Raw genomic sequence first — 16,954 nt, forward strand, 5'->3', positions numbered from 1 at the left:
ATGCGCAAGGCAGTGGCAACGATCGTGGCGATCACGGCCGCGGCCCTGCTTCCGGGCGTCGGTACGCCGGTCGCGGCGGCCGCGGGAGCGAAGACGGTCACGTCCTGGGCCGGCGGGTCGACCCGGGTATGTGTGACCCCGAACGGCAATGGCACCTCGACGGTCAGCGCGTGGTGGGACGGACGGGGCTACCCGAACGCCGCCGGCGACTTCCGGGAGTCGGGCGCCGGCGGACTGGCCCACGTCGCCGACGACTTCACCCTGTCCGGGTGGACCTACTCCCACGCGGCGAAGGGCACGATCGGCCCGACGGTCTCGATCCAGCGCCCCAGCAACGGCTGGGTCTACGTGCTCTCCGGCTCCCGGGTCGGCATCACCGTCGAGGCGGTCGTGCCGGTCCGGACGCTGCCCGCCTGCTCCGGCGCGGGCCGGGCGGTGCCGGCGACCCGGGACCTCAGCCGGGATGCCGGCCAGGATGCCGGCCAGGATGCCAGCCAGGATGCCAGCCGGCGTGCGGCCACGTGCGTCTCCAAGAAGGAGTTCCGCCGGATCGACAAGGGGATGCGCCCGGGCAAGGTCCGGCGTACCGTCGGCGCGAAGGGGACGGTCGTGACCACCGCCGAGTTCAGCGCGGTCCGCCGCTACGACCGCTGCGGCGGCGGCTCGGTGGTCGTCAACTTCAAGCGCGCGGGCGCCGCCAAGGCGCTGAAGGTCGACAGCCGGTTCAAGGGCTGACCCCGGCTCGTCGGCCGAGCAGCGCCAGCACGTGCACCCCGGCCGGCGCCTCGACGTCGACGGGCAGCGGGGGCGCGAAGCGGTCGTCGCCGGCGAGCGCGATCTGCAGCGCGGAGGGGAGCAGTGCGGCGGCCAGCCGCTCGGGAAGCGGACGGGCGTGCCCGGTCGCCTCGCGCACGTCCCAGCCGTGGACGGCGATCTCGAGCGCCGCGATCCGGGCGATCGCGTCCACCGGCAGCGGGTGGCCGCCGACGTCGACGGTCGGGCGGTCGGCGTGCAGCCAGGCGGTGAGCAGGCCGCAGGCCTTGACCTGGAGCGCCCGGACCCGGGTCTCCAGCGGGGTCGGTGCCGCGCTGCTCAGCCCGACCGCGCCGTCGGCGGCCTCGGCGAACGCGTCCAGGGCGTCCTCCATGTGGGCCAGCAGGTCGGCGAGCGACCAGCCGGCGCAGGGCGTGGGGCGGTCGACGTCGGCGCAGGTGATGGTGCCGAGCGCCTCGCTGGTGTAGTCGAGGGCGCGCTGGAGCAGGTCCAGCCCGGCGACGACCCCGTCGGGGGCCTGGGCGGTCACGCTCAGACCGGGACGTAGTCGGCGGGCAGCCGCTCCGGCAGCCCGAACCGCGCGAACAGCCGGGCGTCGAAGAACGCCGTGACGTGCTCGACGCGCAGGTCGTCGCCGGCGCCGGTGAGCTGCAGCACCTGCAGGTGGAAGGGCTCGAAGTGGCCGTCGGGCTGGCGCATGTAGAGCCCGAACGCCGGCTGCCCGTTGGCGACCGTCTCGACCATCGGCATGTCGTTGCACCCGCCCGGGCACTTGGTGCCGATCAGCTCGCCGATCGCCTCCGTGCCGCGGTAGTGGTTGAGGAACGGCGGCATGTCCCAGGTGGCGTCGTACTTGAGGAGCTGGACGATCTGGTCGATGTCCTTGCGCCAGAACGCCTGCAGGTAGGCGTCGAGCAGGGTGCGCTGCGCCTGGTCGAGGTCGGGCTCGACGGTGTCGGGCGACAGGCCGCGCTCGGCGAGCTGGGCGTGCGCGCGCTGCAACGCGGAGTTCACCGCGGCGGTCGTGGTGTCGAGCGCGGTCGCGGTCTCGGCGGCCGACCAGCGCAGGACGTCGCGCAGGATGAGCACCGCGCGCTGTCTGGCCGGGAGGTGCTGCAGGGCGGCGACGAAGGCCAGCCGGATCGTGTCGCGTTCGGCGACCTCGACCGCGGCGTCCGGGATCGGCTCCAGCCACGGCACCTCGTGGTCCTCGAGCAGCTCGTCGGAAGGCGCCGAGTCGGCCGTGCCGAGCCCGGTGGGCAGCGGCCGGCGCGGCTTGCTCTCCAGGTTGGTGAGGCAGACGTTGGTGGCGATCTTGTAGAGCCAGGTGCGCACCGAGCTGCGGCCCTGGAAGCTCGCCGACGCCTTCCAGGCCCGCAGGAAGGTCTCCTGGACAAGGTCCTCGGCCTCGTGCACCGACCCGCTCATCCGGTAGCAGTGCGCCATCAGCTCGCGCTGGTAGCGCCCGGTCAGGGTGTCGAAGTCGGCGAGCTCGTCGCTCGCCGCTGCTGCCGTCTCGGTCTCGGTCACCGTGATTCCCATCGCCGTCCCCGTCGTCTCGTCAGTCTGCCTGATCGGTGTGACCGGGGGCGAGCGGGAAACTCATCGGTCGGGGGTGCAGGAATCGCCGGTCGACCGGTTGTTCTGTCACTTGTCGGGTTGTTCTGTCACTTGTCGGGTTGTTCTGTCACTTGTCGGGCGTTGCAACGCCCGTCAAGTGACAGTTTCGCCGGTCGACCGGCGATTCCTGCACAGCTCCAGCACCCGCTCCGCCGCAGGTACGGCGAGCACCCGGTCGGCGGGGACCAGCCCGATCCGGGTACGCCGGTCGAGCAGGTCGGCCACGTCGGCCGCCCCCTCGTGGCTCACCCCGAAGAACAGCTCGGCCCACACGGTGGGGATGCTCTCGGCGATCGGTGCGAGGACCTCGTCCTCGGTCCACCCGCTGGCCTCGACGGCGACGCCGAGCGCGAGGTCGGCGTCGGCGCCGTAGCGGCGGATCAGGCGGGCCGCGCCGGGGTGAGCGGCCCGGGCGGCGCGGTCGGCGAGCAGGTCGCGCGGGGCGGCGCCGGCGAGCGGGAGGGTGGCGGTGACGCAGGGGCCTGCCACGCCGGCGAGGCCGGCGTGGGCGACGGCGGCGTCGACGGCGTCCTGGGCCATCCGGCGGTAGGTGGTGAGCTTGCCGCCGACGATGGTGATCACGCCGGTGGCCGAGGTGAGCACGGCGTGCTTGCGGGACAGGTCGGCGGTGGCGTCGTCGCCGCCGTCGAGCAGCGGACGGAGCCCGGCGAACGCGCCGACCACGTCGGAGCGGCGCAGCGGCCGCGCGAAGGACGCGGCGACCACGTCGAGCAGGAAGCCGATCTCGACCTCGCTCGGCGTCGCCACGTCGGGGATCGGCCCGGAGACCGGCTCGTCGGTGAGGCCGACGTAGAGCTGGCCGTCGGGCTGCGGCAAGACGAGGACGAAGCGGTTGGTCTCGCCGGGGATCGGCGCGAACACCGCGACGTCGAGCCCGGGCAGCGCCTCACCCCGGAGCACCAGGTGGGTGCCCCGCGAGGGCCGCAGGCGTACGTCGTCGACCAGGTCGCCGGCCCACACGCCGGTGGCGTTGACGACGGTGCGGGCGGTGACGGTCGCGCTCGCGCCGGTGAGCTCGTCGCGCAGGCGCACCTCGTGGCCGGTCGCGGCGAGCACCCGGGCGTGGGTGCGGACGTGGGCGCCGTGCTGGGCCGCGGTGCGCGCGATGGTGGTGACCAGGCGGGCGTCGTCCTCGAGCTGGCCGTCCCAGCCGAGGTAGGCGCCGCGCAGCCCGTCGGAGCGCAGGGGCGGCGCCAGCCGGCGGGTCTCGGCGGCGCTGAGCCGGCGCGGCCGGGGCAGGGTGTCGGCGCTGGTGCCGGCGGCCCGTCGGAGCAGGTCGCCGCCGAGGAAGCCGGCTCCGGCGAGGGTGCCCATCGGCCGGCTGACCCCGGCCGCGAGCGGGATGATCGACGGCAGCGGCCGGGTGAGGTGGGGTGCGGTGGTCTCCATCAGGATCCCGCGTTCGACGGCGCTCTCGTGGGCGATACCGACCTGGCCCGAGGCGAGATAGCGCAGCCCGCCATGGACCAGCTTGGAGGAGAAGCGGGAGGTGCCGAAGGCGAGGTCGTGGGCGTCGACGGCCAGCACGCTCAGCCCGCGGGTGACCGCGTCGAGGGCGACTCCGGCACCGGTGACGCCGAGGCCGATCACGACGACGTCGACCTCGGCGGGGACGGCGGCCAGGCCGGGCGTGATCACGGTCATCGCGCGAGCCTCCGGGAGACGAGGGCGTGCAGCTCCGCGTCGAGCGCGGACTGGTCGACGTCGTCGTCGACCATGGTGTGGGCGGACAGGACGAACCCGTGGGCGGCCAGGACCAGGCCGCGCGCGAGCGCCTGCGGGCCGCCGTCGGTGATCAGGCCGGCCTCCTGCCCGGCGGCGATCGCCGCGGCGAGCACCTCGAGGATCAGCTCCTGCGAGCGGCCGCGGCGGGAGAGCAGGTAGGGCAGGATCAGCTCGGGGTCGAGCTCGACGATCCGGGTGAACAGCTCGTTGTCGCGCAGCGCCCCGACGGTCGCGACGACCGCGTCGGCGATCGCGTCGGGCGTGGGCGTGGTCGTGGCCACCTCGACCCCGGAGGCGACGAGCGTCCCCCACTCGCGGGTCATCAGGTCGCCGAGCAGCGCGGGCATGTCGGACCAGGCGCGGTAGATCGTCATCCGCGAGACACCGGCCCGGCGGGCGACCTCGGTGAGCGTGGTGCGGCGCCAGCCGACGTCGAGGATGCACTCGCGCGCCGCGTCGAGGTAGCCGTCCCGCGGGCCCGGCTCGGATTCGGTGTTGTGACGATGTGACGTCATGTGTCACACTGTAACACATGACGATCGAGCGTCCCTCCGTTCTCCAGCCCGAGATGCCCGCGACCCGCTGGGGCGACCCGGACCACGCGACCGGCCTGCCCGACGGGGTCCGTGACCTCGTCGGCCTGGTCTTCCCGCTCCAGGGCACGCCGGCCCGCGTCGAGGTGAGCGTGCCGGCGTCCCGGCTCACCGACGACCAGGTCGCCGGGCTCCGAGCGATCGTCGGCGCCGACCACGTCGTCCTCGACGACCGGCTCCGCCGGCAGCGCACCCGCGGCAAGTCCACGCCCGACCTGCTCCGCCAGCGGGCCGGCGACCTCGGCGACGCGCCCGACGTCGTCGTCCGCCCGGCCGGCCACGACGAGGTCGTCGCCGTGCTGGCCTACGCCGCGGAGCAGCGGATCGCCGTGGTGCCCTTCGGCGGCGGCACGGCCGTCACCGGCGGCCTGGTCGCGGACCCGGCCGGCCTGACCGGCGTGCTCTCGCTCGACCTCGGCCGGATGCGCGGGCTGCTCGCGCTCGACCCGGTCTCCTCGACCGCCGTCCTCGAGCCGGGCCTGCGCGGACCCGAGGCGGAGGCGCTGCTGGCCGCCCACGGGCTGATGCTGGGCCACTTCCCGCAGTCCTTCGAGTACGCCACGATCGGCGGCTTCGCCGCGACCCGCTCCAGCGGCCAGTCCAGCGCCGGCTACGGCCGGTTCGACGCCATGGTCGTCGGCCTGCGGGTGGCCACGCCGGCCGGAGAGGTGCGGCTCGGCAGCGCGCCCGCCAACGCCAGCGGCCCCGACCTGCGCGAGCTCTTCCTCGGCTCCGAGGGCACCCTCGGCGTGATCACCGAGGTCACCGTCCGGGTCCGCCCGCTGCCCGAGGTCAAGGCGTACGAGGGCTGGCGCTGGGAGAGCTTCGCCGCCGGCGCCGACGCGATGCGCGCACTGGCCCAGTCCGACCTGTTGCCGACCGTGATCCGGCTCTCCGACGAGAACGAGACCGCGATCAACCTCGCCGACCCGACCGGGATCGGCGGCGAGGGCAACGCGGGCTGCCTGATGATCGTCGGCTACGAGGGCGCTCCCGCCGCCGTCGCCGCCAAGCAGGCCGCCGTCACCGAGGCGCTGACCGCGCTCGGCGGTGACCCCCAGGGATCCGGTCCGGGCGAGGCGTGGGCGCACGGCCGGTTCGACGCCCCCTACCTCCGCGACAGCCTGCTCGACGTCGGCGTGCTCGTCGAGACCCTCGAAACCGCCACCTTCTGGAGCAACCGCGAGAACCTCTACACCCGGGTCAAGGCGGCGCTGGAGGAGAGCCTCGGCGAGGGCACGATGGTGCTCTGCCACATCTCGCACGTGTACGCCACCGGCTGCTCGCTCTACTTCACCGTCGCCGCCCCCGCCGGGGACGACCCGCTCGCGCGCTGGCTGCCCGCCAAGGCCGCGGCCTGCGAGGCGATCGTCGCCGCCGGCGCCGCGATCACCCACCACCACGCGGTCGGCACCGACCACAGGCCCTACCTCACCGCCGAGATCGGCGAGGTCGGCGTCGAGGTGCTGCGGGCGGTCAAGCAGGCGGTCGACCCGGCCGGCATCCTCAACCCCGGGGTGCTGATCCCGTGACCCGGGCGTTCGCCTTCCTGGTGAACCCCGCCGCCGGCGGAGGGGCGGCGCCGAAGGTCGTCGTCCCCCTGGCCCGGGCGCTGCGCGAGGCGGGCGCCGAGGTCGAGGTCACCTACACCACCTCCGCCGCCGAGACCCCCGCGCTGGTCGCCGCCGCCGTGGCCCGCGACGCCGTGGTGGTGTCGGTCGGCGGCGACGGGATGCTCTCCTCGGTCGCCGGCTCGGTCGCCGAGCACGACGGGGTGCTCGCCGTCATCCCGGCCGGGCGCGGCAACGACTTCGCCCGGATGCTGGAGATCCCCGCCGACACCGCCGCCCAGGCGCGCGTGCTGCTCGACGCGACGCCGCGCCCGATCGACCTGCTCCGTGCCACCCAGGCCGACGGCTCGTCGTACGTCGTCGCGGGATCGGTCTACGCCGGCGTCGACGCCCGGGCCGCCGAGATCGTCGACCGCTCGCACTGGCTGCCCTCGCGGCTGCAGTACCCGTACGCCGCGGTCCGCGCGCTCGGCACCTACCGGCCCGTCGCGTGCACCCTCGAGGTCGACGGCGTCCGCACCACCCACCAGGCCGCGACCGTCGTCGTCGCCAACTCGCGCTACTACGGCAAGGGGATGGCGATCGCGCCCACGGCCACCCTCGACGACGGGCTGCTCGACGTCATCGTCATCGAGGCCGCCTCGCGCCTCGACCTGATCCGCTCCCTCCCCAAGGTGTACGACGGCAGCCACGTCGACCTCGCCGAGGTGACCGTGGTGACCGGTCGGCGCGTCGGCCTCTCCGGGCGGCACCGTGGGGGTGCCGCCGTGCCCGTGGGCGCCGACGGCGAGGCGCTCGGCCCGCTGCCCGCCGACCCCGCCTCCCCCCTGGTCGTCGAGCTGGTCCCCGGCGCGGTCCGGGTGCTGGCCTGACCCACGCGGCGCCGGTCGGAGGGCGGGCTCAGCGGACCGCCCGCGCGACCCGGGCGGCGTGCACGCCGGCGCCGTAGCCGTTGTCGACGTTGACCACGACCACGCCCGGCGCGCAGGAGCTCAGCATCGCGTTGAGAGCGGTGATGCCGCCGGCCCCCACGCCGTACCCGGTGCTGGTCGGCACGGCCACGAGCGGCGTTCCGGTGAGCCCGCCGACGACGGACGGCAGCGCGCCCTCCATGCCCGCGACCACGATCAGGCAGTCGGCCGACTCGAGCCGGTCGGCGACCGCGAGCAGGCGGTGCAGGCCGGCGACGCCGACGTCGTCGATCCGCTCGACGTCGGCGCCGTGGACCCCCGCGGTGATCGCGGCCTCGGCGGCGACCGGGCCGTCGGCGGTGCCGGCGGCGAGCACCAGCACCCGGCCGGTCCCGGGGGCGGGCGGCCCGAGCACCGCGGTCCGCGCCGCGTCGTCGACGACGGCGTCCGGCAGCGCCTCGCGCACGGCGGCGCGCGCGTCCGGTGCCAGCCGGGTCGCCATCACCTGCCGGGTGGGATGGTGCTCGTGCAGCCGGCGCAGCGCCTCGACCACCTGGCTGGCCGTCTTGCCCTGTCCGTAGACGACCTCGGGATCGCCGGTGCGGGCGGCCCGGTCCAGGTCGAGCCGGGCCCAGCCCAGGTCGGCGGTCAGGGCCCGGCCGGTCGTGGTCACGGTCAGGCTCCGGCGCTGGTCAGGTGGAAGGCCGGCTGGGACAGGCGCGGCACGGCCAGCACCCTGGGCGTGCGGCCGAGGATGGCGGTGGCCTCCGCGAGCGCCTCCTCGACCGTCGCGCTGGTGCGCGCGCCCATGGCGCGGGCCAGGCCGGGCCGCCTCGCACCCGCGACGTAGATCGCGGCGCTGTGCTCGCGGGCGATGCCGCCCATGTAGATCATCGAGAAGGCGTGGAACGGGTGGTAGCCGAAGCGGTGCCGGTAGCGGTAGACCCACTCCGGATCCGTGGCCAGCTCCTCCTGGTGCGCGCGCATGTCGGCCGGGTGCTGGCAGTCCTGGAGCCGCTCGAAGGCCGCGCGGTACGGCGGGAACTCGTCGTCGTTGAACCAGCCGTCGCAGATCGCCGCGGCGATCACGATCGGCTTCTCGACCAGGGCCTGCTTCGCCCGGACGACGCTCGCGCCGACGGCCTGCATCATCAGGATCGGGTTGGAGCCCATGCCGGCGCCGTAGTGGAAGTTGCGCGGTACGCCGATCACCAGCACGTCGGCCGGCTCGCCGGGCACCCGCAGGTCGGTCCGCGCGGTCGCCAACGGCCAGGACGCCTGCTCCACCTCGGGGATCCGGCCGGCGTAGACGCCGAGCTGGCGCGAGCGGCTGTCGAGGACCGCGTCGACGCTGAAGAACGGCTGTGGCATCGCCTCCTGCATCCGCTGCCCGATGGCCGTCAGCTGCTCGCGGAACCGGCTGCCCGTGGACGCGGGCACGAAGTCGTCGCGGTAGAGGCTGCGCGGCGAGTGGTGCGCGGCGAGTGGTGCGCGGCGATGCTGCGCCACGAGGTCAGGCCGGTGCTCGGCATCTTGTAGCCGCCGCTGAAGCCGCCGTAGGGGTTGCCGGCGGTGTGGCCGATCAGCACGCTCAGGTCGGACTCGGCGGACACCATGCCGGATGTAGGCGACCCGCACGGACCTCCATTTTCGACGTCTCGGGTCTGTTAGGGCAGCGAACTCCGTGTTACAGCGCCGGCGACGCGGGGCACCCGCCCCGCCGCTGTAACACGTTGTCCGCCGCTCTTCGCGACCCGTGCCGGATGTAGCAGACCCGCACGGACCCCATTTTCGACGTCTCGGGTCCGGTAGGGCAGCGAACTCCGTGTTACAGCGCCGGTGACGACGAGCCCCCGAACCAGCCCGTACGACGTCAGGCCGGCGCCGGCAGCGAGCGGGCGATGATCTCCTTCATGATCTCGCTGGTGCCGGCGTAGATCTGGGAGACGCGGAGGTCGGCCCAGGCGCGGGCGATCGGGTACTCGTTCATGTAGCCGTAGCCGCCGTGGAGCTGAAGGCACATGTCGGCGACCTTCTGTGCGCGCTCGGAGCACCACAGCTTGGCCATGGCGACGGTGGGGATGTCGAGCTGGCCCTCGAGGTGCAGGCCGACGCACTCGTCGACGAAGGAGCGGGCGACCCGGGCCTCGGTGGCGATCTCGGCCATCTTGAACTTGGTGTTCTGGAAGCCCCAGATCGGGCGGTTGAAGGCGTGCCGGTCGTGGACGTAGCGCATCGTCTCCTCGAAGCAGAGCTCCATGGCCGCGACGTTGGAGACCGCGACGATGAGCCGCTCCTGGGGCAGCTGCTCCATCAGCTGGATGAAGCCCTGGCCCTCCTCGGTGCCGAGGAGGTTGGCGACCGGGATCCGGACGTCCTCGAAGAAGAGCTCGGAGGTGTCCTGGCCCTTCATGCCGATCTTGTCGAGCACCCGGCCCCGCGAGAAGCCGGGGCTGTCGGTCGGCACGATGACCAGCGAGATGCCGGCGGCGGCCTCCTCGGGGTCGGTCTTCACGACGGTCACCACGACGTCGGCCTGGGCGCCGTTGGTGATGAAGGTCTTGGCGCCGTTGACGACGTACTCGTCACCTTCGCGGATGGCCTTGGTACGCACGTTCTGGAGGTCCGAGCCGGTGCCGGGCTCGGTCATGGCGATCGCGCCGACGACCTCGCCGCTGGCCATCTTGGGCAGCCACTCCTGCTTCTGGGCCTCCGTGCCGTAGTTGAGGAGGTAGTGGGCGACGATGCCGTTGTGGAGCGAGACGCCCCACGAGCTGTCGCCGACCCGGGCCTGCTCCTCGATCAGGATCGCCTCGTGGGCGAACGAGCCGCCTCCGCCACCGTACTCCTCCGGGATCGACAGGCACAGCAGGCCGACCTCGCCGGCCTTGTTCCACAGGCCGCGGTCGACCTGCCGGTTGGCGATGTAGGTGTCGACGTTGGGCTTGATCTCCTTCTCGCAGAAGGTCCGGGCGAGGTCGCGGAAGTCGTCGAGGTCGGTGTTCATCCAAGGGGAGCGGCGCATGGGTACAGGGTGTATCACGGGGGGACGTCCGGATACAAGGTGTATCCGCACGCCGGCCCGCGATAGCGTCGGCGCCATGGTCGACGTGGCGAACGTGGCGAAGTGGGTCGACTCGACCGTGCGCCGGCGCAACGCCAAGGAGGCGCTCGAGAGCGACGCCCGTCGGGCCCAGGTCGTCCAGGCCGCGGTCGACGCGATCGAGGAGGGCGGTGGGCAGGTCGGGATGGGCGCGATCGCCGAGCGTGCCGGCATCCCGCGGCCCAACGTCTACCGGCACTTCGCGAGCAAGGAGCAGCTCGACGCCGAGGTCGCCCGGTTCGCCGCGACCGAGCTGCTGCGCCGGGTCCGGCCGCACCTCGCGACGCCGGGTACGCCGGTCGAGATCGTCCGCGGCCTGATCGCGCCGTGCGTCGCGTGGGCCGCCGAGCATCCCCACCTGTTCCGCTTCCTCGCCGCCCAGCAGCAGACCAAGGCCCTGCACCGCGCGCGCCTGGGCCGCACCCGGCTGCTCAGCGAGATCGCCGACGCCGCCCGCGCGTACCTGAGCGAGACCTCGCTCTCCACCGACCCGCCCGAGGGCGTCCTCGTCGGCGTGATGGGGATGGTCGACGCGAGCATCATCTGGTGGTTCGACCACCACGACGAGTCCCAGGAGCAGCTCGTCGACCGGCTCACCCGACAGGTGGTGGCCGTCCTCGTCGACGCGCTGGCGCAGGCCGGGCTGGTCGTGCCCGACGACCTGGTGCTGCGGCCGGTCGCCGCGAAGTCGCAGAACTGAGCGGGAATACCTGCGCGAGCGGTCGCCTTGTGTCACCATCATTTGAAGTTTCAAATAATGGAGCGACCATGACCATCTGCCCCACCCGCGCGCCCGGCTCCCACGCCACGCCGCTCGCGCCCTCCGCGCCGCTCGCGCCGCTCGCGCCCTCCGCGCCGCTCGCGCCCTCCGCGGTGCCGACCGCCGCCGTGCGCACCCAGGTCGTCGTACCGCTGCGCTTCCCCGACGGCTACCGGACCGTCGCCGACGTGGTGACCTTCGACGGCCTGGTCGACGGCAAGGAGCACCTGCTGCTCGGCCTCGGTCCCTGGCGCGAGCGGCTCGACGCGCTCGCGGCCGGCGGCCCGGCGCCGCTGGTGCGGCCCCACAGCGAGTGCCTCACCGGCGACGTGTTCGGCTCCGAGCGCTGCGACTGCGGCCCGCAGCTGCGCGAGGCCGTCGAGCGGATCACCGAGGAGGGCGGATTCCTGCTCTACCTGCGCCAGGAGGGCCGCGGCATCGGGCTGTACGCCAAGCTCGACGCGTACGCCCTCCAGGACGCCGGTCTCGACACCTACGAGGCCAATGTCGCGCTCGGCCGGGGCGAGGACGAGCGCGACTACCGCGCCGCGGCGCAGATGCTGCGGGCCGTGGGCGCGGACCGGATCCGGCTGCTGAGCAACAACCCCGACAAGGCGCGCCAGCTCGCCGGGTACGGCGTGGCCGTCGACGAGCGGGTGCCGACCGGGGTGCACCTCTCGGCGGCCAACGAGCGCTACCTGACCGTCAAGCGCGACCACACCGCCCACACCCTCGACCTCGGCGGTCTGTCGGCATGAGCGAGGAGACCCGCTGGCTGGACCCGGCCGAGATGGCCGCCTGGCTGCCGCTGGTCCGGCTGGTCCAGGAGCTCCCACAGGCGATCGACCGGCGGCTGCGCGAGGAGGTCGGCATCACGCACACCTACTACGCGATGCTCGCCACCCTCTCGGCCGCACCCGACCGGATGGTGACCATGGGCGAGCTCGCCCGGCTGACGGCGACCAGCCCGTCGCGGCTCACCCACGCGGTCGCCGTCCTGGAGGAGCGCGGCTGGGTCACCAAGGCGCACTGTCCCAGCGACCGTCGCAGCCAGTTCGCCGTGCTCACCGACGAGGGCCAGGCGCTGCTCGACCGGATCGCCCCCGGCCACCTGGCCCAGGTCCGCGAGCTGGTCTTCGACCGGCTCACGCCGGAGCAGGTGCGCAGCCTCGCCGAGATCGCCACCGCGCTCGTCGACCCGGTCGAGGCGTTCGGCGAGGCCTGATCAGGCGAACGACCAGACCAGGATCTCGGTCGGCACCCCCGCCGTGAGCTGGTACGACGGCCCGTCGGCCCCGTCGCTCACGCACAGCGCGTCGCCCGCGGCGAGCGGCTCGGCCAGCGACGAGCGGAGCAGCGCGCCGGTGGTGAGGAAGGCGTGCACCCGCGTGGCGGCCGGCAGGGCCACGGTCTCGCCCGCGCCGAGCCGGACGACGTCGAGGCCGGCGCCGGCGACGCCGACCGACAGTGGTCCGCCGTCGCCGACCGCCCGGACCAGGCCGGCGCCGGGCGCCGCGGGCACCGTCGCCCGCGCGTAGGTGGGCGCCAGCTCGGGGTCGTCGGGCCGCAGCCACACCTGCACGAACCGGGCCGGTCCGTCGGGGCCGGCGACCTCGGCGTGGCGCACGCCCGCGCCGGCCGACAGCACGCCGCAGTCACCGGCCGCGAGGACCTCCTCGGCGCCGGTGCCGTCGCGGTGCACGACCGAGCCGGACACCACCCAGGTGATGATCTCGAGGCCCTCGTGGGGGTGCTCCTCGAAGCCGGTGTCGCGGCCCAGGACGTGGTCGTCGTGGCACACCATCGGACCGAACGAGAGCCGCTCGGGGTCGAGGTGCGGGCCGAACGAGAAGCCGTGGTGGCTCAGCCGGCCGCGCTCTCGTTCGACGAACCGGGCGGTTCCCCTGCGGATCTCCACGCTCACGTGTCAGATTGTGCCGGTGTCGTGGGAGTCTGGTTCCGTGGGGGACAGGGTGGGAGATCTCGCCGGCCGTTTACCGGCCGACTTCAGGTTCGGCACCAGCACGGCGTCGTACCAGATCGAGGGTGCCGTCGACGAGGACGGACGCGGCCGGTCGATCTGGGACACCTTCTGCGCCGAGCCGGGCCGGGTGGTCGACGGGTCGAGCGGCGCGGTCGCGTGCGACCACTACCACCGGTGGCCCGAGGACGTGGCGCTCCTGCGCACCCTCGGCGCCCCCGGCTACCGGTTCTCGATCGCCTGGCCCCGGATCCAGCCCACCGGGTCCGGTGCGGTCAACCAGGCCGGGCTCGACTTCTACGACCGGCTCGTCGACGGCCTGCTCGAGGCCGGCCTCAAGCCGATGGCGACGCTCTACCACTGGGACCTCCCGCAGGCCCTCGAGGACGACGGCGGCTGGCTCAACCGCGCGACCGTCGAGCGCTTCGCCGACTACGCCGCGATCGTCGGGGAGCGCCTCGCCGACCGGGTCACCGACTGGGTCCCGGTCAACGAGCCCAACGTCGTGACCCTGATGGGCTACGCCGTCGCGATGCACGCGCCCGGCAAGGCGCTGATGTTCGACGCGCTGCCCGCCGGCCACCACCTGCTGGTCGCCCACGGCCGGGCCGCGATCGCGCTCCGGGCGGCCGGCGCCACGAGCATCGGCTGCGCCAACAACCACGCGCCGATCTGGCCGGCCAGCGACGACCCCGCCGACGTCGGCGCCGCGAAGCTGTTCGACACGCTGTGGAACGGCCACTACCTCGAGGGCATGCTGCTCGGCCGGTACGCCGACGAGCTGATGATGCTGCTCGAGCCGCACGTGCGCGACGGCGACTTCGCGACGATGCGCCAGCCGCTCGACTTCTACGGCGTCAACTACTACAACCCGATGCGGATCGCGGCCGCCGGCGAGACCGCGGAGCTGCCGTTCGAGTTCCGTGAGGTGCTCGGGTACCCGATGACCGACTTCGGCTGGCCGGTCGTGCCCGACGCGCTGCGGGAGTGGCTGATCACCTTCCGCGCGCGCTTCCGGGCCGCCGTGCCTCCGATCATGATCACCGAGTCCGGCTGCGCCTACGGCGTGGGTCCCGACGAGCACGGCGTGGTCGACGACCACCAGCGCGTCGACTACCACGCGCTGCACCTGGCCGCCGTCGCCGAGGCGATCGAGCGCGGCGTCGACGTGCGCGGTTACTACGCCTGGTCGCTCATCGACAACTTCGAGTGGTCCGAGGGCTACACCCAGCGCTTCGGCCTGGTCCACGTCGACTACGAGACCCAGCGGCGTACGCCGAAGCGCTCGTTCGGCTGGTACGCCGACCTGGTGGCCGAGCACGCCCGGCGCGGCGCCTCGGCCTGACCGCCGGGTCGGTGAGCTGGGGCTCAGGCCGGCACCAGCACGCCCGCCACCGCGCGGTGCAGCTCGCCCGCGCGGCTCGCCGCCGCGGCGCTGCGGCTGGCGTGGTCACGCAGCACCGCGGCCTCTCGCGCGATCTCGCGCTCGGCACCCGCGAGGGTGGCGGCGCGGTTGCGGTCGAGCTCGCGCTGCTTGACGACGGCCGCGAGCGCGAGCCCGCCGCCGACGCACCCGACGAGCACGCCGAGCAGCAGGAAGCCGCCCGCGACGAACCCGAGCAGGCAGCACGCGACACCGAGGCCGAGCACCCCGAGCCCGATCGGCAGCGAGCGCCGGTTGCGTGGGTGGCGCTGGTCGAACGCGCCGGTCACCCGCTCCCGCCAGTCGGTGGGAGCGCCGTCGGCCCGCACGGTCAGCACCTCGCCGGCCGCGTCGACGGTCCGGGTCTCCGGCGCGGGTACGGCGGCCTGCTGGGCCAGCTCGCCGGCGATCCCGCGCAGGACGGGGGTGAGGGCACGGCGGGCCAGGGTGTAGCGGCCGCTCGTCGCCGGCGCGGCCAGGTCGGCCAGCAGCAGGCTGAGGACGTCGCCGGCGGCGGCGTTCCAGCCCGGGGCGTCGGCGGCGATCCGCTCGTCGAGGAAGCCCATGTCGGCCCGGGCGACGGCCATCCGGTCGAGGATGTCGGCCTCGCCCGGCGAGCCCTCGTCGACCAGCGAGCGCAGGCAGTCGGCGAGCGGGTCCTCGGAGTCGGGCTCGGCGGGCTCGGGGGTTGCGGCGTCGCCGCCCGCGGTCAGCACCTGGTGCAGCACCTCCAGCTGGGCACTCGCCCGCTCGGCCGCGATCGCGTCGCGGCCGAGCACGGCCCGACCCTCGAGCCAGGCGGCGACCTCGTCGGGGCCGGCGCCGCCGGTGGCGGCGACCTGGGCGGCCAGGGCGGTGCCGAGCGCGTCGGTCAGCGGCGCGGGGAGCCGGCCGTCGGCGGCCGCGAGCCAGACCTGTCGCTCGGCGTGGGTGACGGTGAGGGCGGTGGGCAGCGCACCGTCGGTGCGCTGGGCGACCCAGCGCGGATCGCGGGTGAGCGCGCCGAGGAGCGCGAGGAAGAGCGTGGTCCGGCCCGGGTCGCGCCGGGCCGCCTCGGCGAGCAGGCCGGCCCCCTCGGCCTCGCCGCGGGCGCTCGCAGCGACCCCGCGGGCCGCGGCCGCCAGCCAGTAGCCGGGCACGTCGGCCGGCTCCACCGAGTCGCGCAGCGCCGCTCCTCCGGTGGCGACCACCGTCGACACCACCTCGCGGGCGTAGCGGCGCACGGCCGCGGCGTCGGCGTACTGCCCCAGCTCGGAGCGGGTGTCCTCGTGCTCGACGAGGGCGACGAACGCGCGGGTGAGGCGCTCGAACTGGGCCTGGGTGTTGCCCTGCTGCGAGCGCAGCTGCTCGGCGAGGCGGTTGCGGGCCCGGCGCTCGGCGTCGAGCTGGGCCTCGGCCTCCTCGATCCGCCTGTCCTGGCGCCGGTCGGTCCAGTAGTTGTCGCTCACCCTGCGTGCCTGCCCGGCCGTCCGGGGCCCAAACCCGCCGCGTACGCTCCGAGCCATGCGCGCAGTCCAGGTCGTCACCACCACCGGCCCCGCCGACATCGCCGTGCGGGACCTGCCCGACCCCACGCCTGGGCCCGACGACGTGCTCGTCGAGGTGCACAGCGTGGGTGCCTCGTTCCCCGACCTGCTGCTCAGCCGCGGCCAGTACCAGCTGCGCCCCGAGCCCCCGTTCACCCTCGGCGTCGACTACGCCGGCGTCGTGGTGTCCGGCCCGGGCTTCGAGCCGGGCCAGCGGGTCGCCGGCGTCGGTGGGTACGGCGGCGCGGCCGAGCTGGTCGCCGGACCCCGGTGGTCGACCTTCGCACTGCCCGACGAGATGTCCTTCGACGAGGGCGCGGCGCTGCCGATGAACTACCTCACCGCGCTGTTCGCCCTCGAGGAGCGAGCCGGCCTGCGGGCCGGCGAGACGGTGCTGGTCCACGGCGCGGCCGGCGGGGTCGGCACCGCGACCATCCAGGTGGCGAAGGCCCTCGGCGCGCGCACCATCGCGGTCACCAGCACCGAGGAGAAGGCCGCCTTCGCGCGGTCCGCCGGCGCCGACGAGACGGTGCTCTTCGACGGCTTCAAGGACGCCGCGCTCGAGCTCACCGGCGGCACCGGCGTCGACGTCGTCCTCGACGTGGTCGGTGGCGAGGCGTTCACCGACTCGCTGCGTGCCCTCGCGCCCCAGGGCCGGCTGCTCGTCGTCGGCTTCGCCGCCGGCACCGGCATTCCCGAGGTCAAGGTCAACCGGCTGCTGCTCAACAACATCGACGTGCGCGGCGTCGGGTGGGGCGCCTACGCCTTCGCGCGGCCGGAGTACCTCCAGCAGCAGTGGGCCCGGCTGGTGCCGATGATCGAAGCCGGCGTGGTGAAGCCTCCGATCGGCCAGGTCTACCCGATGACGGAGTTCGGTCGCGCGCTGAGCGACATGGACGGGCGGGCCGCGCTCGGCAAGCTCGTGGTGCGCCTGCGCGACTGACCG

At 74.2% G+C, this 16,954-nt stretch carries 17 protein-coding genes; 8 read left to right on the plus strand and 9 right to left on the minus strand.

The genetic code is table 11. From position 1 onward, the window contains the following. Positions 1–735 carry a hypothetical protein gene (locus JOD66_RS14060; RefSeq protein WP_204837471.1) on the plus strand — a complete coding sequence of 245 codons (735 nt, stop codon included), beginning with the start codon at positions 1–3 and terminating at the stop codon, positions 733–735. Here the strand turns inward: JOD66_RS14060 and JOD66_RS14065 are convergent. The 4 genes from JOD66_RS14065 to JOD66_RS14080 all read right to left on the minus strand — a co-directional run bounded on the left by JOD66_RS14065 (position 725) and on the right by JOD66_RS14080 (position 4,655). Then, positions 725–1,303: a TIGR03086 family metal-binding protein gene (locus JOD66_RS14065; protein WP_204837472.1), complete on the minus strand. Its 579-nt coding sequence runs from the start codon at positions 1,301–1,303 to the stop codon at positions 725–727. The two genes, JOD66_RS14060 and JOD66_RS14065, sit on opposite strands and share 11 nt — an antisense overlap. A 2-nt stretch (positions 1,304–1,305) precedes the next feature. Further along, positions 1,306–2,304, minus strand: coding sequence for a sigma-70 family RNA polymerase sigma factor (locus JOD66_RS14070; RefSeq protein WP_307823518.1), 999 nt, complete (start codon positions 2,302–2,304; stop codon positions 1,306–1,308). Positions 2,305–2,487: 183 nt separating this feature from the next. Beyond that, a complete protein-coding gene (locus JOD66_RS14075; RefSeq protein WP_204837474.1) occupies positions 2,488–4,059 on the minus strand; it encodes a glycerol-3-phosphate dehydrogenase/oxidase in 1,572 nt (523 codons plus the stop codon). Beyond that, the gene (locus JOD66_RS14080) at positions 4,056–4,655 is read right to left on the minus strand and encodes a TetR/AcrR family transcriptional regulator (protein WP_204837475.1); all 600 of its coding nucleotides are present in this window, start codon (positions 4,653–4,655) and stop codon (positions 4,056–4,058) included. The genes JOD66_RS14075 and JOD66_RS14080 overlap by 4 nt, the downstream gene beginning before the upstream one ends. A 17-nt stretch (positions 4,656–4,672) precedes the next feature. On the opposite strand from JOD66_RS14080, the gene JOD66_RS14085 reads away from it, so the two are divergent. Beyond that, the gene (locus JOD66_RS14085; protein WP_239545233.1) at positions 4,673–6,265 is read left to right on the plus strand and encodes an FAD-binding oxidoreductase; all 1,593 of its coding nucleotides are present in this window, start codon (positions 4,673–4,675) and stop codon (positions 6,263–6,265) included. Then, positions 6,262–7,176: a diacylglycerol/lipid kinase family protein gene (locus JOD66_RS14090; protein WP_204837476.1), complete on the plus strand. Its 915-nt coding sequence runs from the start codon at positions 6,262–6,264 to the stop codon at positions 7,174–7,176. The genes JOD66_RS14085 and JOD66_RS14090 overlap by 4 nt, the downstream gene beginning before the upstream one ends. 28 nt (positions 7,177–7,204) lie before the next feature. Here JOD66_RS14090 and larB read toward each other — a convergent pair whose 3' ends face one another. The 3 genes from larB to JOD66_RS14105 all read right to left on the minus strand — a co-directional run bounded on the left by larB (position 7,205) and on the right by JOD66_RS14105 (position 10,240). Next, positions 7,205–7,888 carry a nickel pincer cofactor biosynthesis protein LarB gene (gene larB, locus JOD66_RS14095; protein WP_204837477.1) on the minus strand — a complete coding sequence of 228 codons (684 nt, stop codon included), beginning with the start codon at positions 7,886–7,888 and terminating at the stop codon, positions 7,205–7,207. 2 nt (positions 7,889–7,890) lie between these two features. Beyond that, the gene (locus JOD66_RS14100) at positions 7,891–8,724 is read right to left on the minus strand and encodes a hypothetical protein (RefSeq protein ID WP_204837478.1); all 834 of its coding nucleotides are present in this window, start codon (positions 8,722–8,724) and stop codon (positions 7,891–7,893) included. A 364-nt stretch (positions 8,725–9,088) separates the two neighbouring features. Then, positions 9,089–10,240: an acyl-CoA dehydrogenase family protein gene (locus JOD66_RS14105; protein WP_239545235.1), complete on the minus strand. Its 1,152-nt coding sequence runs from the start codon at positions 10,238–10,240 to the stop codon at positions 9,089–9,091. Between the two features lie 76 nt (positions 10,241–10,316). On the opposite strand from JOD66_RS14105, the gene JOD66_RS14110 reads away from it, so the two are divergent. From JOD66_RS14110 to JOD66_RS14120, 3 genes are all read left to right on the plus strand, one after another. Next, positions 10,317–11,018, plus strand: coding sequence for a TetR/AcrR family transcriptional regulator (locus JOD66_RS14110; RefSeq protein ID WP_239545237.1), 702 nt, complete (start codon positions 10,317–10,319; stop codon positions 11,016–11,018). A 68-nt stretch (positions 11,019–11,086) separates the two neighbouring features. Continuing rightward, positions 11,087–11,836 carry a GTP cyclohydrolase II gene (locus tag JOD66_RS14115; RefSeq protein ID WP_204837479.1) on the plus strand — a complete coding sequence of 250 codons (750 nt, stop codon included), beginning with the start codon at positions 11,087–11,089 and terminating at the stop codon, positions 11,834–11,836. Further along, positions 11,833–12,303: a MarR family winged helix-turn-helix transcriptional regulator gene (locus JOD66_RS14120; protein ID WP_204837480.1), complete on the plus strand. Its 471-nt coding sequence runs from the start codon at positions 11,833–11,835 to the stop codon at positions 12,301–12,303. The genes JOD66_RS14115 and JOD66_RS14120 overlap by 4 nt, the downstream gene beginning before the upstream one ends. Here the strand turns inward: JOD66_RS14120 and JOD66_RS14125 are convergent, their stop codons facing one another. Next, positions 12,304–13,002 (minus strand): pirin family protein, encoded by a 699-nt coding sequence (locus JOD66_RS14125; RefSeq protein WP_204837481.1) that lies wholly within the window; start codon positions 13,000–13,002, stop codon positions 12,304–12,306. A gap of 37 nt (positions 13,003–13,039) precedes the next feature. Here JOD66_RS14125 and JOD66_RS14130 point away from each other — a divergent pair, with 37 nt between their 5' ends. Then, the gene (locus JOD66_RS14130; protein ID WP_307823519.1) at positions 13,040–14,404 is read left to right on the plus strand and encodes a GH1 family beta-glucosidase; all 1,365 of its coding nucleotides are present in this window, start codon (positions 13,040–13,042) and stop codon (positions 14,402–14,404) included. 23 nt (positions 14,405–14,427) lie between these two features. Here JOD66_RS14130 and JOD66_RS14135 read toward each other — a convergent pair whose 3' ends face one another. Continuing rightward, positions 14,428–15,930 carry a hypothetical protein gene (locus JOD66_RS14135; protein WP_204837482.1) on the minus strand — a complete coding sequence of 501 codons (1,503 nt, stop codon included), beginning with the start codon at positions 15,928–15,930 and terminating at the stop codon, positions 14,428–14,430. A gap of 55 nt (positions 15,931–15,985) precedes the next feature. Between JOD66_RS14135 and JOD66_RS14140 the strand changes: the two genes are divergently transcribed. After that, entirely contained in the window at positions 15,986–16,951 is a 966-nt protein-coding gene (locus JOD66_RS14140) for an NADPH:quinone oxidoreductase family protein (protein ID WP_204837483.1), read from the plus strand. The last annotated feature ends 3 nt before the right edge of the window (positions 16,952–16,954 follow it).

Origin of the sequence: Nocardioides nitrophenolicus (assembly GCF_016907515.1) — a bacterium.
GTDB classification, from domain to species: domain Bacteria; phylum Actinomycetota; class Actinomycetes; order Propionibacteriales; family Nocardioidaceae; genus Nocardioides; species Nocardioides nitrophenolicus.

Bases quoted from the DNA above. Each gene is read 5' to 3' on its own strand.
- JOD66_RS14060 (WP_204837471.1), top strand. From the start codon at position 1: ATGCGCAAGGCAGTGGCAACGATCGTGGCGATCACGGCCGCGGCCCTG.
- JOD66_RS14075 (WP_204837474.1), bottom strand. From the start codon at position 4,059: ATGACCGTGATCACGCCCGGCCTGGCCGCCGTCCCCGCCGAGGTCGAC.
- JOD66_RS14080 (WP_204837475.1), bottom strand. From the start codon at position 4,655: ATGACGTCACATCGTCACAACACCGAATCCGAGCCGGGCCCGCGGGAC.
- JOD66_RS14085 (WP_239545233.1), top strand. From the start codon at position 4,673: ATGACGATCGAGCGTCCCTCCGTTCTCCAGCCCGAGATGCCCGCGACC.
- JOD66_RS14105 (WP_239545235.1), bottom strand. From the start codon at position 10,240: ATGCGCCGCTCCCCTTGGATGAACACCGACCTCGACGACTTCCGCGAC.
- JOD66_RS14110 (WP_239545237.1), top strand. From the start codon at position 10,317: ATGGTCGACGTGGCGAACGTGGCGAAGTGGGTCGACTCGACCGTGCGC.
- JOD66_RS14115 (WP_204837479.1), top strand. From the start codon at position 11,087: ATGACCATCTGCCCCACCCGCGCGCCCGGCTCCCACGCCACGCCGCTC.
- JOD66_RS14120 (WP_204837480.1), top strand. From the start codon at position 11,833: ATGAGCGAGGAGACCCGCTGGCTGGACCCGGCCGAGATGGCCGCCTGG.
- JOD66_RS14140 (WP_204837483.1), top strand. From the start codon at position 15,986: ATGCGCGCAGTCCAGGTCGTCACCACCACCGGCCCCGCCGACATCGCC.